Source organism: Sphingopyxis sp. (assembly GCF_019459305.1).
GTDB lineage: Bacteria > Pseudomonadota > Alphaproteobacteria > Sphingomonadales > Sphingomonadaceae > Sphingopyxis.
The window spans coordinates 57,999-73,449 of record NZ_JAIBES010000045.1 but is presented as its reverse complement, the minus strand read 5'-3'; the positions used below and the strand labels follow the sequence as shown (position 1 = coordinate 73,449).

At 63.9% G+C, this 15,451-nt stretch carries 15 protein-coding genes; 2 read left to right on the top strand and 13 right to left on the bottom strand.

Features of this window, described 5'->3' with window-relative positions:
• Nucleotides 1-584 (bottom strand): cytochrome c family protein (locus tag K0M74_RS05045; RefSeq protein ID WP_293968730.1); only part of this gene is annotated, 584 nt, incomplete at its 3' end.
• 171 nt (nt 585-755) lie between these two features.
• Here K0M74_RS05045 and K0M74_RS05040 point away from each other — a divergent pair.
• Nucleotides 756-1,649, top strand: coding sequence for a prephenate dehydratase (locus K0M74_RS05040; RefSeq protein WP_293968728.1), 894 nt, complete (start codon nt 756-758; stop codon nt 1,647-1,649).
• Here K0M74_RS05040 and K0M74_RS05035 read toward each other — a convergent pair.
• The 8 genes from K0M74_RS05035 to K0M74_RS05000 all read right to left on the bottom strand — a co-directional run bounded on the left by K0M74_RS05035 (nt 1,646) and on the right by K0M74_RS05000 (nt 9,882).
• Entirely contained in the window at nt 1,646-2,320 is a 675-nt protein-coding gene (locus tag K0M74_RS05035) for a CDP-alcohol phosphatidyltransferase family protein (protein ID WP_293968726.1), read from the bottom strand. The genes K0M74_RS05040 and K0M74_RS05035 overlap by 4 nt on opposite strands.
• 104 nt (nt 2,321-2,424) lie before the next feature.
• On the bottom strand, nt 2,425-3,699 hold the full coding sequence (locus K0M74_RS05030; RefSeq protein WP_293968724.1) for a hypothetical protein: 1,275 nt from the start codon (nt 3,697-3,699) through the stop codon (nt 2,425-2,427).
• Nucleotides 3,700-3,769: 70 nt separating this feature from the next.
• Nucleotides 3,770-4,261 carry a hypothetical protein gene (locus K0M74_RS05025; protein WP_293968722.1) on the bottom strand — a complete coding sequence of 164 codons (492 nt, stop codon included), beginning with the start codon at nt 4,259-4,261 and terminating at the stop codon, nt 3,770-3,772.
• On the bottom strand, nt 4,258-7,065 hold the full coding sequence (gene polA / locus K0M74_RS05020) for a DNA polymerase I (protein WP_293968720.1): 2,808 nt from the start codon (nt 7,063-7,065) through the stop codon (nt 4,258-4,260). Before polA ends, K0M74_RS05025 begins: the two co-directional genes overlap by 4 nt.
• Before the next feature lie 146 nt (nt 7,066-7,211).
• A complete protein-coding gene (locus K0M74_RS05015) occupies nt 7,212-7,514 on the bottom strand; it encodes a GNAT family N-acetyltransferase (RefSeq protein WP_293968718.1) in 303 nt (100 codons plus the stop codon).
• A gap of 34 nt (nt 7,515-7,548) precedes the next feature.
• Nucleotides 7,549-8,202, bottom strand: a complete 654-nt coding sequence (locus tag K0M74_RS05010) for a TVP38/TMEM64 family protein (protein WP_293968716.1) — start codon at nt 8,200-8,202, stop codon at nt 7,549-7,551.
• Between the two features lie 16 nt (nt 8,203-8,218).
• The gene (gene purT / locus K0M74_RS05005; RefSeq protein ID WP_293968714.1) at nt 8,219-9,400 is read right to left on the bottom strand and encodes a formate-dependent phosphoribosylglycinamide formyltransferase; all 1,182 of its coding nucleotides are present in this window, start codon (nt 9,398-9,400) and stop codon (nt 8,219-8,221) included.
• Nucleotides 9,397-9,882 (bottom strand): GFA family protein, encoded by a 486-nt coding sequence (locus tag K0M74_RS05000; protein ID WP_293968712.1) that lies wholly within the window; start codon nt 9,880-9,882, stop codon nt 9,397-9,399. Before K0M74_RS05000 ends, purT begins: the two co-directional genes overlap by 4 nt.
• Nucleotides 9,883-10,067: 185 nt before the next feature.
• On the opposite strand from K0M74_RS05000, the gene K0M74_RS04995 reads away from it, so the two are divergent.
• Complete coding sequence (locus K0M74_RS04995) at nt 10,068-10,436, top strand: hypothetical protein (protein WP_293968710.1); 369 nt, start codon at nt 10,068-10,070, stop codon at nt 10,434-10,436.
• A gap of 393 nt (nt 10,437-10,829) precedes the next feature.
• Here the strand turns inward: K0M74_RS04995 and purU are convergent, their stop codons facing one another.
• Genes purU through K0M74_RS04975 form a run of 4 tightly spaced genes read right to left on the bottom strand, consistent with a single transcriptional unit; the run spans nt 10,830 to nt 15,449 of the window.
• Nucleotides 10,830-11,690 (bottom strand): formyltetrahydrofolate deformylase, encoded by an 861-nt coding sequence (purU, locus tag K0M74_RS04990; protein WP_293968708.1) that lies wholly within the window; start codon nt 11,688-11,690, stop codon nt 10,830-10,832.
• Nucleotides 11,691-11,714: 24 nt separating this feature from the next.
• Nucleotides 11,715-12,239: a sarcosine oxidase subunit gamma gene (locus K0M74_RS04985; RefSeq protein WP_293968706.1), complete on the bottom strand. Its 525-nt coding sequence runs from the start codon at nt 12,237-12,239 to the stop codon at nt 11,715-11,717.
• The gene (locus K0M74_RS04980; protein WP_293968704.1) at nt 12,232-15,165 is read right to left on the bottom strand and encodes a sarcosine oxidase subunit alpha family protein; all 2,934 of its coding nucleotides are present in this window, start codon (nt 15,163-15,165) and stop codon (nt 12,232-12,234) included. Before K0M74_RS04980 ends, K0M74_RS04985 begins: the two co-directional genes overlap by 8 nt.
• Nucleotides 15,162-15,449: a sarcosine oxidase subunit delta gene (locus K0M74_RS04975; RefSeq protein WP_293968702.1), complete on the bottom strand. Its 288-nt coding sequence runs from the start codon at nt 15,447-15,449 to the stop codon at nt 15,162-15,164. Before K0M74_RS04975 ends, K0M74_RS04980 begins: the two co-directional genes overlap by 4 nt.
• Between the last annotated feature and the right edge of the window lie 2 nt (nt 15,450-15,451).

Here is a 15,451-nt window from a genome sequence, read left to right as displayed (position 1 = left end):
GGGGCTGCCCCCCCGCCCGGGGCTTCGCCTCCGGCCGGGGCTTCGCCTTCGGCGGGCGCGGCGGCTTCGGGGGCGGGCAGCGGCAGGTTCGAACCCTGGCTGTTCATGTAAACGATCAGGTTCGCGCGATCTTCGGCGCTGCTGAGGCCAGCGAACGACATTTTGGTACCGGGCGCATATTTGCGCGGGCTGGCGAGCCAGGCGTCCATGCCGTCGAAGTCCCAATTGCCGGGAACACCCTTCAGCGCGTCCGAATAGGCGAAGCCGGCGACATGGCCGTGCGGCTTGCCGAGCGCGCCCCACAGATTCGGGCCGATGCCATTGGCACCGCCCGAAGCGATAGTGTGGCATGCGGCGCATTTCGCGAACACGGCTTCGCCCTTCACCGGATCGGCGGCGGCGAGCAGGTTGGCGATCGGCACCGCGGCGGCGGCACCGGCGCCGGCTTCGGCGTCCTCGATCGGAAACCCGGGCTTTTCCGGGTTGTGGCTTGCGAACAACATGCTCGACCCGATGGTCAGGCCCAGCGCGCAAATGCCGGCGAAAAGCACCCAGCCAGCGATAGTGTTGTTGCGATTGTCCATGCTCTAGCAGCCCCGTTAGCTGGCGCCCGCTTGCCGGACGCGTATCTGATTTGGAGGCTCCCTTACTGGTGCGGCGACGGCGGCGCAAGGGGATGAAATGGCCGATCGCGACCGGTTGCGTCGCTTCGGTCCTGCGGCTATGCGCCGCGGCTCCAATTGGGGAAGGCAGTCATGGGCAGTTATTCGGCTTCGGCGCAGCATCTGGTCGATGAAATGCGGGTGGCGGCACTCGCCGAGCCCGCCCGCGGGCTGGCGTTTCAGGGCGCGCCCGGAGCCAACAGCGATCTGGCGGCGCGCGAATATGATCCCAGTTCGCTGCCGTTGCCCTGCTATGCTTTTCAGGACGCAATCGACGCGGTGCGCGATGGCCGGGTCGACCGCGCGATCATTCCGATCGAAAACAGCCTGCACGGCCGTGTCGCCGACATCCACTTCCTGCTCCCCGAATCCGGGCTGTCGATCGTCGGCGAGCATTTCCTGCCGATCCGCTACGGCTTGATGAGCCGCGACCTTGGCCCGGTGACGCGTGCGATGAGCCACGAGCAGGCGCTCGGCCAATGCCGCCACTGGCTGCGCGCGAACAATATCGCGCCGGTTGCGCACAGCGACACCGCGGGCGCCGCGGCGTGGGTCGCCGACAGCGACGAGGTCGGGCTTGCCGCGCTGGCGCCGCCGCACGCCGCCGAACTTTACGGGCTGACGCTGCACGGCACGGGTATGGAGGATGCCGATCACAATATGACGCGCTTCGTCGTGCTGGCGCGCGAACCGCTTGCCGATTTTGGGGCGATCACCGGCCCGGTTATGACAACCTTCATGTTCGAGGTGAAGAATATCCCTGCCGCGCTCTACAAGGCGCTCGGCGGCTTTGCGACCAATGGCGTCAACATGACCAAGCTGGAAAGCTATCAGACTGGTGGCAGCTTTGCCGCAACCCAATTCTACGCCGACATCGTCGGCGCGCCGGGGGACGAACGGATCGATCGCGCGCTCGAGGAACTCGACTTCCAGACCAAGTCGCTGCGGCTGCTTGGCACCTACGCGCAGGCGCGCTTGCGCCCCTAAACCCCGCGGCGGCGGAGCATCCGGGCGGTCGCTGACGTCTGGACGATGAACAGTGTCACCAGGATGCTGGAAACGACCAGCGCGAACAGGTCGAACACCGAGACATTGGTGCCGCCGATGTCGGCGCCGCCGATAATTGGCATCGCGACCGTCATCGCCATCAGCATCAACCGCAGCTCGGTCGGCCCGCCCGCCATATAAGACAGGCGAAACTCGCCGACGACCTTGGCGGCGATGAAGGTGTGGATCGACAACAGGAAATATCCGATCACCGCCATCAACGCGACGTCGAAGCGCATATAGGGGCTCATCCCGATCGCGCTGACCATCAGCAGCGTGGCAAGCGCATCGACGCTATGGTCGACAAAATAGCCATAATTCGGGCGCTCGATCTGGCGCCAGCGCGCGAGGCTGCCGTCGAGCGAATCGCCGAACCAGTTGATCACATAACCCGCAAGGCACAGCCCCAACCATTCGCTGTCGATCCAACTGAGCATATAACCTGCCGCCACTATGACCGCGCCGACAAAGCCGAGCAAGGTCAGCTTGTCGGGGGTCACCCATTGCGGCAGCCGCGGGCAGATCCAGTTAAGCAGGCGGCGTTCGCTGCGCGCGAGAATATTCTGCTGAATACGGACCGGCGCCTGCGCGACGGGCTGAAACTTGCTCATGGAAATCCTTCGTTGCTGGCTGTCACATACTCGCCAGCTGAATGTCATCGGATCGTCATAGAGCGAAACTTGCGTGGGCGAAAGGGGCGGGCCGACGCTGCGACTTACCGGGGCGCCGGTCTACCGACGGCCTCAAAATGCGTCGCGGGCTCCGCACGGCGCGTCGTAACGAGATAATCGAAGCCAATCAGCAGGAAGCGCGAGAAGGCCGGCAGGTCACGCAGTTTCTTGCCCTGCAAACTGTGGCGCAGCGGCGCGAGGGGGATCAGGACATGACCATGGGCTGGAACCGCGGCATCCGCTAATCCGGCCGCGTGGAGGATCGGGGCAATCGCTTCGTCGCGATAGGGCTGGACGCCGGTGAAGCCCTCCGGCGATGGCTTCACCGCTCGGACCATGCCCCCCATCGGGACATAGGCGATATGCAGCGACGTGCGGCCATTGGCGGCCGCAAGGCCCGGGAGCAGCGACCCGATATCGTAGATCGAGGTCGGCGTCGTTCCGCGACCTATGTGATAGGCGCCCATTTTGAACAGCACACGCGGTGCCGGTACCGCGGCCGCGCGGTAAGCGGAGAGAAAATAATTCTGCATCAGAACCCGTCGCTCTTCATTATTCTGAAGATATTGGCCGTCGTTGTTAAAGCGATAGATGCGAGCGCTTTCGGCGAGAGCGTCGATGATCGCCGCGGCTTGGGCATCATCGGGAAATCCCTTTCGCAGTTCGGCGAAATCGGTCGGTCCGGCGGTTGACATCATGATGCCGCCGAAGTTTCCTGCGCTCAGCGCCGCGCGGTCCTGTTCCAGCCAGGCGGCAAGTCGCGCGCGTACCGCTTTGTCTTTTGTTCGTGCCGCAAGCAATTCGAGCAGGATCGACGGCGCGCCGATGAATTCCTGATCTATTCCCCATAGCCGGCCGGACCGCGCAAAAGGTGCAGCAAGGGCTGCGTCTTCGACGTTGGTGAGAAACGGCATTGCCCATGGGCGCCCGGCGAACGCGCCGACGAGCGATTCGACGCCGCCGGTTTCGATTTGCGCGGCGATCCATTCGGCGCTGTGCGGTCCAACTTCAACTGCATGATAAACGGGGCCGGCATCCTGCGTTTCGGCGATTGCCGCGGCGTCATGCGCGAGCGCCTGCGCCAATTCGGGCGATCCCGACAAGCCATGATCTTCGCCCAGCGCGATGAACTGGGCAGACGTCATCGCATCGCGAAGACGCTCGCCGCCGGGACCCGAAAGGCCGTCGGATGAAAAGGCAATCGGGAGAATTTCGATCTTTTCGCCAACCGTCGGCGGCTCGGTGGTTTGCGCTCCAGCGAGGGTAGCGAACGACATGAGGGCAACGGCGATGAAACTGCTCAGCGTCCTACTCGGCATGACATGCGCTCCTTCTCCTTACTGTATTATATGCACAGTACAGTCGAACGCAAGGTATCGGTGGAGATGATCAGTCCTGCCAGGGACCGATCTCACCGACCTCACCGATCGTACGAAAGCGGACCGCATCGTCGACCCACGCCACTTCCCACATCGGGGCGGGGCGCGCCCATTCGCCGATGACGAACAGCGGCAGCCGGTTGGCAGAGACAAAAGCGAGATCGCTCGCGCTGGGGCCGGGAACCGGGGTTTCGTAACGCTGGCGCAGCCGGACGACCGCCAGGGTGCTTGGCGGGGGTGCGGGCAAAGACTGGCGTGCCGGAAAGCCGGTGCTGACAGCGACCACGGGAAACCCCTTATCGTCGCGCGCGATCAAGAGCACCTTGTCGGCGCTCGCGATCGGGCCGTTCACCGGGCGCCCGGCGACCTTCCGTCCCGCAATCGCGATATATTCACGCAGGTCGCTGTCGGCGATCGGCGCTACCGCCGCAATGGCGTTCCGCGCGGGCGCCGCGATGGGGTCGGCAGCGAGCGCCGCGACGAACAGCAGGGCCGCGATCAATGCGCTTCGCCCCAGCTTTTGCCGATGCCGATTTCAACTTCGAGCGGGACTGACAGCGTGACCGCCGGTTCGGCGGCGCCCATCATCACGGTGCGGATAACCGCGCCAGCGACTCCGGCCTTGTCGGTGGGGGCTTCGAACACCAGCTCGTCATGGACCTGCAGCAGCATCTTGACGTCGGACAGGCCCGCATCGGCGAGCGCCGCGGGCATCCGCGCCATCGCGCGTTTGATCAGGTCGGCGCTGGTCCCCTGGATCGGCGCGTTGATCGCGGCGCGTTCGCTGCCCGCGCGTTCGTTCTGGTTGGCCGCCTTGATGCGCGGGAACCAGGTTTTGCGGCCGAACAGCGTTTCGGTATAGCCCGTTGCGCGCGCGCGTTCGAGCGTGTCGGTGATATAGTCCGAAATGCCGGGGAAGCGCTCGAAATAACGTGCGATCAGCGCCTGTGCCTCGTCGGGCGTGATCTCGAGCCGACCCGCCAGGCCCCAGCGCGAAATGCCATAGAGGATCGAGAAGTTGACCGTCTTCGCCTTGCCGCGCGTGTCGCGGTTGCTTTCGCCAAACAGCTCGATTGCGGTCGCGCTGTGGATGTCTTGCCCCTGCGCAAACGCTTCCTTGAGTTCGGGAACATCGGCCATATGCGCCGCGAGCCGCAGCTCGATCTGGCTATAGTCGGCGGCGATCAGGACATGGCCGGGCGCGGCGATGAAGGCGTCGCGGATCTGGCGGCCGGTCTCGGTGCGGATCGGGATGTTCTGGAGGTTCGGATCGGTCGACGACAACCGCCCGGTCTGCGCTCCGACGAGGCTGTAGCTGGTGTGGACGCGGCCCGTTATCGGGTTAATCTGTTGTTGCAGCGCATCGGTGTAGGTCGATTTCAGCTTTGCAAGCTGGCGCCATTCGAGAATCTTGCGCGCGATCGGCACCCCGTCGCGTTCGAGCCGTTCGAGTTCGTTCTGGTCGGTCGACCAGTCGCCCGACTTGCCCTTGCGGCCGCCTTTGAGGCCGAGTTTGTCGAACAGGATCTCGCCGAGTTGCTTGGGACTGCCGATCGCGAACGGCTGGCCCGCGAGAGCGTGGATTTCACCCTCGGTCCGTACCATTTCGGTCGCGAATTCGCCCGACAGCTTGGCGAGATAATCGCGGTCGACCATGATCCCCGCGCGTTCCATCGTTTCGACGATGGCGGCGAGCGGGCGGTCGACCATCTCGTAAACGCGCGTCCCGCCCTCGATCGGCAGGCGCAGCTTGAGCAGCTTCCACAGCCGCAGCGCGACATCGGCATCCTCAGCGGCATATTCAGTCGCGCGGTCGAGTTGCACCTCGGCAAAGCTGATCTGCGATTTACCCGTCCCGCACATGTCCTTGAAGGTCAGGCAAGTGTGGTCGAGGTGGAGCTTGGCGAGCTCGTCGAGACCGTGTTGGTGCTTGCCCGCGTCGAGCGCAAAGCTCATCACCAGCGTGTCGTCATAGGGCGCGATGGTAATGCCATGCTGCGCGAGCACGCCGATGTCATATTTCAGATTATGCCCCACCTTGAGCACCGCATCGTCGGCGAACAGGCCGCGTAGCCGGTCGAGCGCCGCGTCCAGGGCAATCTGCTCGGGCTTTTCGGCAAACATGTCGGTGCCGCCATGGCCGAGCGGGATGTAACAGGCTTTGCCCGGGGCGGTCGCGAGACTGACGCCGACCAGCCGTCCAGTGACGCTGTCGAGGCTGGCGGTTTCGGTATCGACCGCGACGACATGCGCGGCCTTGGCGTCGGCGATCCAACGGTCGAGGGCGTCAAGCGTCGTCACTGTTTCATAGAGCGACCGGTTGATCGCGGGCATCGGTGGCAGCGCCGGGGAAGAGGGTCCGGAAGCAGGCGCGGCGGCGGCTCCGGTACGCGGCAAGGTCGGCGGACCACCCGGCGTCGCGCCAAGGTCGAGCTTCGCCGACAGCGAGCGAAAGCCATGTTCGTCAAGGAAGGTCTTGAGCGGCAACGGCGGGATCGCGCCGAGTTTCAGGTCGTCGAGCGCATCGGGCAGCGGACAGTCGCGCTTCAGTTCGACCAGCACCCGCGACAATCTCGCCATGTCGGCATGTTCGATCAGATTGTCGCGCAGCTTCGACACCTTCATCGTCTCGGCACCCGCGAGCGCCTTTTCCAGATCGCCATATTCGACGATCAGCTTGGTCGCGGTTTTCGGCCCGACCCCGCGCACGCCGGGGACATTGTCGACGCTGTCGCCCATCAGCGCGAGCACGTCGCCGACGAGGTCGGGGGTGACCCCGAACTTCTCGTTTACCGCGTCGATGCCCATCCGGACATTTTTCATCGTGTCGAGCATATCAACGTGCGGGCCGTCCCCGGACTCCCGGATCAGCTGCATCAGATCCTTGTCCGACGACACGATCGTGACATCCCACCCCGCGGCGACTGCGGCCTCGGTATAGCTGGCGATCAGGTCGTCGGCCTCGAACCCCTCGGTCTCGATGCACGGCAGCGAAAAGGCGCGCGTCGCGTCGCGGATCAGCGGGAATTGCGGGCGCAGATCTTCGGGCGGCTCGGGCCGGTTTGCCTTATACTGATCGTAAATGTCGTTGCGGAACGACTTGCTGCTATGATCGAGGATGACCGCCAGATGCGTCGGCCCGTCGGCATCGTGCAGATCCTTGGCGAGCTTCCACAGCATCGTCGTGTAGCCATAGACCGCACCGACGGGCACTCCGTGCGGGTTCGTCAGCGGTGGCAGGCGGTGATAGGCGCGGAAGATGTAGCTGGAGCCATCGACCAGATAGAGATGATTCTTGTCCGACATGGCGGCGGTGTAGCAGCGGTGATGCGGGCGGCCTAGTCTCGCGCCAGCGGCGGCAGGTCGAAATGCAGCACCTCTTCGCGCGCGCCAAGCTTGGTGTACAGCGCGACCGCAGGCGGATCGACATAATGGGCCTGGACGAACACCGCCTACGCGCCGGTTTCGGCGACAATATGCTGAACCTCTTTGATTAGTGAGGTAGCGATACCGCGGCGCCGATAAGTTTCAACGACCGCCAGATCATAGAGATAAATTTCGCTGCGCGCCGCCTCGAGTTTGGGCAGCTCATAAGCGGTGGGACCGCCGACAATGCGGGCATCCAGTTCGGCGACGAGCAGGATGACCCACTCCTTGCCGAGCTGCCCTGCCAGCCAGCCGTTGTCGGGACAATCGTGGCGATAGGTGACGGAATCTTCGAGGGCGGCGGCATAGACGGTATTGAGCGCGCGCACCGCGGCGACGTCTGCAATCCCCAAACCCTGATGATCATGACCTTCTCCACCGTTCGATGGCCTGCCAGCCAAGCCATGCGGCAAGCGGCATGCCGATCGCTCCGAGCATCAGCAATTCGGTGGAGGTGCGCTCGACCGCCGCGGCGCCGATCGCGGCATAAACGACCCCGACGCCCAGATTGCCCAGCGCAACCGCGCACAGAAAGCTGCGAAATTCCATTCCGGCGACGCCGGCGGCGATCGGAGTCAGTTCGCAAAGAATCGGCACCGGGCGCGAAACGATCAGCGCGAAGGGGCCCGCGCGTTCGGCAAGCAAGTGCGCGCGCTCGAGATCGTCGGCGCCGAGCAGGCGCGCCGCCAGCGGCCGGGCGGCCCAGCGGCCGAGCGCATAGCCTGCGCTACTTCCGCCCATCAGCCCAAGCCAGATGACGAATGTGCCGATCGCAAAGCCGAATGCGGCGCCCGCCAGCGTGTTGGTCACGCCGTTCGGGACGGGCAAGAAGGCGTCGAGCGTCAGCGCGGCGACGATCAACACCGCAGCAGCAAAGGGGCGCTTATCGGCCGCTGCTAGCACCCGCTCGCTGATCAGGAGAAATTCTTCCTGAAAGATCAGCGGCACACCGACCACGAGCGCCAGCAGGACGATGATCGTCAGCCAGCGCCGCAGCGGGGTCGGGCTGTCTGCCATGCCTTTGTCCAACGCGTCAGTCGCGATAGTCGATGGTCAGCTTGGCCGCCGCCGCAACCGCAGCGGTGCGGGCATCGTCGGTCGTGCCGCCCACGACGCGCGCCAGCGTGACGCCCATGCGGCGGTAGGGGCGGGTGACCGGCTTGCCGAAGATGCGGGCGTCGATCGCGGTGGCGGAGTCGGGCGCCGCGAGCGCGTCGGCCAGACCCGTGATCGCGAAGTCCGCCGCGTCGCGGTCGGCGAGCAGCACCGCGCTCGCGCTGGCGTCAGAGACCGCGATTGCGGGGATCGGCAGGCCGAGGATCGCGCGGGCGTGAAGGTCGAATTCGGACAGTGATTGCGAAATGAGCGTCACCATGCCGGTGTCGTGCGGACGCGGGCTGAGTTCGGAAAAGATGACCGCGTCGCCCTTGACGAAAAACTCGACCCCGAAAATACCGTGGCCGCCGAGCGCATCGACGACTTTTGTCGCCATATCCTGCGCGCTCGCGAGCGCCACGTCCGACATTGCGGCGGGCTGCCAGCTTTCGCGATAATCGCCGCGTTCCTGCCGGTGGCCGATCGGCGGGCAAAAAGTCACGCCATTCTTGTGGCGCACGGTCAGCAGCGTGATCTCATAATCGAAGTCGATAAACGCCTCGGCAATCACGCGCAGGCGGTCGCCGCGCATCCCGGCGGCGGCATAGTCCCACGCCGCGTCGATGCCGTCCGTGTCCGGCACGGTGCTCTGGCCTTTGCCCGACGAGGACATCACCGGTTTGACGACCAGCGGGAAACCGATGCGCGCCGCGGCTGCATGCAGCGCTTCGCGCGTTTCGGCATATTCGAAGGTCGAGGTGGTGAGGCCGAGTTCGCTGGCAGCCAGGTCGCGGATCGCGTCCCGGTTCATCGTCAACTGCGCCGCGCGTGCCGAGGGGACGACATGGAACCCGGCGGCCTCGACTTCGGCAAGCACTTCGGTGCGGATCGCCTCGACCTCGGGGACGATATGGTCAGGCCGGTGCCTTTCGATTGTTGCGCGCAGCGCCTCGCCGTCGAGCATCGAAAAGACCTCGATGCCATCGGCAACCTGCATCGCCGGGGCGCCTTCATAGCTGTCGCAGGCGATGACGCGGCAGCCGAGCCGCTTCGCCGAAATGACAAATTCGCGGCCGAGCTCGCCCGAACCGAGCAGCAGGATGGTGGCGGTGGGGGTCATAGTGGCCAGCTTTCGGTGTCATGGTCGGGATGTTGATGATTGCTCGCCTTAATCGTCGCGGCGGGACCGGTCATAGTTTCTTCGGTCGTCCCTTCGCGTTGCACCGACGGCAATGTATCGAACCACGGCATCTGCCCTTCGATCCCGAACTGCATCTTTGGCGGGAACTGGGCGGCATCATCGAGCGATCCCGTGGTGATATTCAGATGCTTGCTTGCCAGATAGTCATAGGTGAGCGGCGTGCCGCAGGTCGGGCAGAAACCGCGCTCGACCGGATCGGAGCTTTTGAAGATACCGGGCGTACCGCGCGTCCAGCGAAAGGCATCGCGTGGAACCCCGACCAGCGCCGCGAAAAAATTCCCCGCCGCCTTCTGGCACATCCGGCAATGGCAGATGTGCGAGGTGTCGAGCACCGCGGTCACATGATAGCGCACCGCGCCGCATTGGCAGCCGCCCGAGGCCTGAGTTTCGATCCTGTCCATGGACATTGTGCCTATCAAGGACGGCGTGGCATCACAACCGATGCGGTCATTCAATGGTGCGGGAACACCCTACTTTGCCGCCCCCTAGCCGCGCAGGCAGTGGCGGCTTATAGCTAGCGGGAGGGAAGAGGGAGAATTTCAAGATGCTGGATAATTTGCCGGAGCTATTGCTGCGACATCGCCGAATGGTGGGTATCGTGGCCATCGCGATTGCCATTCTGACCTGGGCCGTCGACCTGACCGGCCTCGTGTATGAATGCCCCTATTGCCGCAGCCAGCGCACCGTCATCGGTCTGCTCGGGCTGTTGCTGATGCTACCCAATCCGGCGCACTGGCTGGTGCGTTACCTTTCTGCAGTGTTCGCAGTGTTCGGCCTGTCGGTTGCTGCGACCCAGCATTTCCGAGGCTGGGGGCGCATCATGGGCGGCGAGTTTGAGTGGGGCGAGCAATGGTATGTGAACGCATGGATGCTGTCGGGCTTCGCCTTGTTCATCATCGTCGGCCTGCTGCTCCTGATCTGGAACTGGCGGCCTGGTGAGGTCGCAGCCCCCTGACCAATCAGGCGATCATTCCCACTCAATAATCCAGTTCGCCTTAACGAATTGAAAAACAAAGAATAAATATTACGTACGATATGATCGAACGACAGACCGTCAAGAAGATAAAAATTTGAAATTAAAAGAGAAATACCAAATTTTTGACAAAATCTCGAATTCGAAGACAATCGGCTGCATTCGAGCGTCGCATTCCCACAATCGAGACTTTAGCCGTTTAAGGTTCGTCGATAAACACCGTCAGTGACCTGAACGCTCCCCACCATTCTACCATGCAGCTTCCGCTTTGCGGCTCATTTCAGTCGTGCGGTCTGCCATTCCAACGCGCGGCGCTCCCGCGATCCGGCGCGTACCAGATGCGTCACGGATTGCCGTGCGCCTATTGTCGAGAAGTCAAACGAGAACGACGGTCTGATTTCCATTGCCGATGATCCGATGTTCGGCGTGCCAGCGGACGGCGCGGGACAGGACCGATGCCTCGACCTCGCGGCCGATGGCGACCATTTCGTTCGCGGTTGTCGCGTGGCTGACACGGCGCACGTCCTGTTCGATGATCGGACCTTCATCAAGATCGGCGGTGACATAGTGCGCTGTGGCGCCGATCAGCTTGACGCCGCGGGCCTTCGCCTGATGATAAGGTTTCGCGCCCTTGAAGCTCGGCAGGAAGCTGTGGTGGATGTTGATGCAGCGGCCAGCGAGGCTCGCGGCGAACTCGTCTGACAGAATCTGCATATAGCGGGCCAGCACGGTCAGCGCGGCGCCGCTTTCGTGGATGATTTCTAGGAAACGGCGCTCTTGTGCCGCCTTGTCGGTGCGACCGACGGGAAGGTGATGATACGGGATGCCGTGCCATTCGACATATTTGCGCTCCTGATCGTGATTAGAAACAACCCCGACGATGCGGATCGGCAGGGCGCCAATTTCGACTTTGTGGAGCAAGTCAACGAGGCAGTGGTTGAATTTCGAGACCGCCATCAGGACCGGCATCGGCTGTGTGATGTCATGGACCTCCCAATCGAGGCCCAGCGTTTCGATGGCGGGTGCAAGATGATGCGGCAGGTCCGCAATCGCCGCGTGTTCACTCGCCAATTCGGTGCGCACAAAAAAGATGGTGCTGTCGGGGTCGCCGTAAATGGCGGCTTCGCGAATGTCCCAGCCGTTTGCAGCGAGCAAGGATGAAACGCTGGCAAGTATACCGGGCTGATCTGGGCAGCGGAAGCGGAGCACGCAGCGCGCAGGTTTCGGTTTGGTCATGGCGGGGGTCCGGTCGGTTCGGGATCAGGCGAGGCTTGCGCTCTGGCTGATCAGGTGCAGGAGGTAGGGGGTGTAGCTTTGATCGGCGAGCAGCAGATACGTCGGCGCGTGATCGGTGCAGGCGACGAGCACCCCGATGTCGCCAAAGCGCGTGCGCAGTGCTGCTCCGACGGGGGTGCTGGCGGGGCGGAGGTCGAGGGCGGTGAATGCAGCAAGGCAGGCGGTACCCGCCGCGCCTTCAAGCTGGAGCGCAACCAGTCCGTGGGTGATGTCGAGTGTCAGTATGGTTTCCCCGCGAAGCGCCGCATCGGTGCGTTCGAGCGCCGCCGCGACCTGGTCCGTGAGGCCGATCAGCAACCACTCGTCGGGAGCGATCGCGGCCAGTGCGATGCCGATGCCTTCGGTATAGCGATTGGGCTTGGGGGTGATGACGCCGATTGCTTCGGCCAGACGGGCCGCGGCGCCGGGGAGGCCATAGACCTGGACCTTCGCCACGGCCAGACCGGCGTCGTGGCGGCACCATGCGGGCATCAGCGAGGCGTCAGACATCGAGCCGGGCTCCTTGCGGGTCATAGCGGCAGGCGCGGGTGATGCGCGCTTCGCGCCATGCGCCCAGATCCCAGACACGCACACTTTCCCCGATCCGCTTTTCACCCCGCTCGATCATCGCGAGAGCCAGCGGCGCGCCCAGCGTCGGCGACCATGCGCTCGACGTGACCCAGCCCTCGCTAGGCTGCGGCTGCGTCGTCCCGGCGGGGAGGATATGCGCTCCAATCGCGAGCGGAGCCGCATTGCTGTCGGTCGCCTCCAGTCCGACAAAGCTGCGCCGGTCGCCGCGCAAGCCGTCCGGACGATGCGCCGAGCGGCGACCGACGAAATCCTGGGTTTTCTTCGCCATGATCGCGCCAAAGCCGATGTCCTGCGGTAGCGTGGTGCCGTCGGTATCCGCCCCGATGTGCAGGAAACCCTTTTCGATCCGCATCGTCATCAGCGCCTCGACGCCGAACGGGACCATGCCGTGCGACGACCCCGCCGCGATCAGCGCCTCCCACAACGCCCCGGCACACCGCCACGGTACAGCGATCTCATAGGAAAGCTCGCCGGTAAAACTGACGCGCGCGACGCGGGCCGGGATGCCGCCGATATAGCCGCGCTGCGCGGTCATATGTGCAAAGGCGTCGGCCGAAAAATCGATATCGGACGCCAGCATGTGGAGCACGCTGCGCGTCTTCGGACCGACGACATTGGCGACCGCCCAAGAGGTCGTGACATCCTCCACCAGCACACGCATCGTCGTCCATTCGCATTGCAGCCATTCTCGGAATGCCTCGGTGATGGTGGCGGCGTGGCCGCTGGTGGTTCCGACAAGGAAATGGTCGTCGGTCAACCGTGTCACGACACCATCGTCGAACACCGTACCATTCTCGCTGAGCATAATTGCATAGCGGCAGCGACCGGGTTTCAGCGTGCTGATCCGGTTCACGTACATAAGATCGAGGAAGGCCGCGGCGTCCGGTCCTTTCACTTCAATTTTGCCGAGCGGCGAGGCTTCGAAAATGCCGACCGCGGTTCGCACGGCCAACACTTCGCGGCGGACGGCATCGGCTTCACTTTCGCCGGGCCGCAAATAGGCCGCGGGACGCATCCAGCCGCCATATTCTTCATACGACGCATTTCTGCCGGCATGCCAATCATGGAGCGCGAGCTGACGGCGGGGGCGAAGGCCGTCGCCAATCCGGTGACCGGCCAACAGCCCGAACGGGATTGGGTCGTAGGGCGGACGGAACTTCGTGGTGCCGATCGCCTCCATCGGTTTGGCCAGCAATGTGCTGAGAATGCCGATGCCGTTGACATTCGATGTTTTGCCTTGATCGGAAGCCATGCCAAGCGTGGTGTAGCGTTTCAGATGTTCGACCGACCGGAAATTCTCACGCGCGGCGAGCGCGATATCGCCTGCGGTCACATCGTTCTGGAAATCGACCCACGCCTCGGCGTCGGGGACATCGGATTCCGATATCGACCACAGCGCAGCATGGGGCGGCCCAGGACGTCGCGTCACGGCCTGTTCGCGTGCCGCGGCGAGGGTGCTGTAACGCGCAAAGTCGCCTCCCGCACCGCCGATGCTTCGGTGGCCGGGACTCCCGTCTTCGGGAACAAAGCTGTTCAGATCGTGATCAAAGGTCAACCGTCCGGCGCCCTGCGAATGAAGATGCACCGCGGGGTTCCATCCACCCGACATCAGCAGCAGGTCGCACCGCACGGCCTGTGCAGGGCTGTCGATGCGTCCCGTAGGGGACACGCGCCCGATCCGCACAGCGCGCACTGCCCGCCGACCTATCGCCGCGGCGGGTGCCATGTTGGAGTGGACCATAATGCCGAGCCCTTCGGCGCGTTCGACCAGCGCCGGGGACGGGGACGGCCGGGTATCGACGATCGCTATAATCGTTGCTCCCGCCTCGGCCAGATCGAATGCGGCATACCAGGCGCTGTCGTTGGTGGTTGCGACAACGATCTCACGCCCCGCAACCACGGCATGGCGATGCAGATAGGCCCGCGCCGCCCCTGCAAGCATGACGCCCGGACGGTCGTTGCCCCGGAACACCAGCGGTCGTTCGATGGCCCCCGTTGCCAGAATCAGCGCGTCGGCGCGGACCCGCCAGAACCGCTGCCGCGGACCTGAGCGTTCATGGGTCGGTATATGGTCAGTCAGGCGCTCGCACAAGGAGACGAGGCCGTGATCGAAATGGCCAGTCGCCAGCGTGCGAGTCATCAACGCCACATTGGGCATGGCGGATAGCGTACGCAGCATATCCTTGATCCAGACGGCTGCGGGCTTGCCCTCTACGCTATCGCTGGTTCCGGCCAAGCGGCCGCCCCAATGCCGACCACCCGTCACCAGCATCACCGACTTCCCGGATATCGCTGCGTGCTGAGCGGCCGCGAGCCCCGCGATGCCGCCGCCGACGATCAGCACATCGATATGCGCCGAGGTCTGTTCATAGCTATCGGGATCGGTCAGCTTGGGTGACGCGCCCAGACCGGCGGCCTTGCGAATCAGCGGTTCGAACACCCGCCAGGTCGGCCACATGAAGGTCTTGTAATAAAATGCCGCCGGGATGAAGCGTTTGAAGATGCTGTTGACCGCAAGCAGGTCGAAGCGAAGGCTGGGCCATGCGTTGACGGGGGCTGCATCTAGACCATCGTAAAGCTCAACATAAGGCGCCTTGAGATTTGGCGTGGTACTTGCGCCGCGTTCGAGTTGAACGATAAAATTGGGTTCGTCGAGGCCGGCAGCGATCAGGCCGCGCGGGCGGTGATATTTGAAGCTGCGCCCAATCATGCGGACGCCGGACGCCAGCAATGCAGACGCGAGCGTGTCGCCGGCGAAGCCGGTGTAGCAGCGGCCCTCCCACCGAAAATTGATCGGGCAGCTGCGGTCAATATCGCCGCCGCGTTTCAGCCGATAGCCGCTCATGCGCCCGGCTCCGGCACGGGGCGCGGATCGGTGATCCCGAAGATGGCGAGGATACGATGCGACGCCGTGTCGCGCGCGATGTTGAACCACAGGCCGCAGCCGAAACGATGATGCCAACGCTCGAAGCTGAGCCCTTTCGCATTGTCGCGGTAGAAGAGATAGTCCGCCCACGCAGCGTCGTCAGTGGCGGCAGGATCAGCAGGGCGGACGATCGGGCTCTCGCCGCCGCAGCGATATTCGCTTTCGGCGCGCGGGCCGCACCAGGGACATTCGATCAGCAGCATGA

Excerpts from the sequence above, each read along its gene's own strand:
- K0M74_RS05040 (WP_293968728.1), top strand. The coding sequence starts at position 756 with ATGGGCAGTTATTCGGCTTCGGCGCAGCATCTGGTCGATGAAATGCGG.
- K0M74_RS05035 (WP_293968726.1), bottom strand. The coding sequence starts at position 2,320 with ATGAGCAAGTTTCAGCCCGTCGCGCAGGCGCCGGTCCGTATTCAGCAG.
- K0M74_RS05030 (WP_293968724.1), bottom strand. The coding sequence starts at position 3,699 with ATGCCGAGTAGGACGCTGAGCAGTTTCATCGCCGTTGCCCTCATGTCG.
- polA (WP_293968720.1), bottom strand. The coding sequence starts at position 7,065 with ATGTCGGACAAGAATCATCTCTATCTGGTCGATGGCTCCAGCTACATC.
- K0M74_RS05010 (WP_293968716.1), bottom strand. The coding sequence starts at position 8,202 with ATGGCAGACAGCCCGACCCCGCTGCGGCGCTGGCTGACGATCATCGTC.
- purT (WP_293968714.1), bottom strand. The coding sequence starts at position 9,400 with ATGACCCCCACCGCCACCATCCTGCTGCTCGGTTCGGGCGAGCTCGGC.
- K0M74_RS05000 (WP_293968712.1), bottom strand. The coding sequence starts at position 9,882 with ATGGACAGGATCGAAACTCAGGCCTCGGGCGGCTGCCAATGCGGCGCG.
- K0M74_RS04995 (WP_293968710.1), top strand. The coding sequence starts at position 10,068 with ATGGTGGGTATCGTGGCCATCGCGATTGCCATTCTGACCTGGGCCGTC.
- purU (WP_293968708.1), bottom strand. The coding sequence starts at position 11,690 with ATGACCAAACCGAAACCTGCGCGCTGCGTGCTCCGCTTCCGCTGCCCA.
- K0M74_RS04985 (WP_293968706.1), bottom strand. The coding sequence starts at position 12,239 with ATGTCTGACGCCTCGCTGATGCCCGCATGGTGCCGCCACGACGCCGGT.
- K0M74_RS04980 (WP_293968704.1), bottom strand. The coding sequence starts at position 15,165 with ATGAGCGGCTATCGGCTGAAACGCGGCGGCGATATTGACCGCAGCTGC.
- K0M74_RS04975 (WP_293968702.1), bottom strand. The coding sequence starts at position 15,449 with ATGCTGCTGATCGAATGTCCCTGGTGCGGCCCGCGCGCCGAAAGCGAA.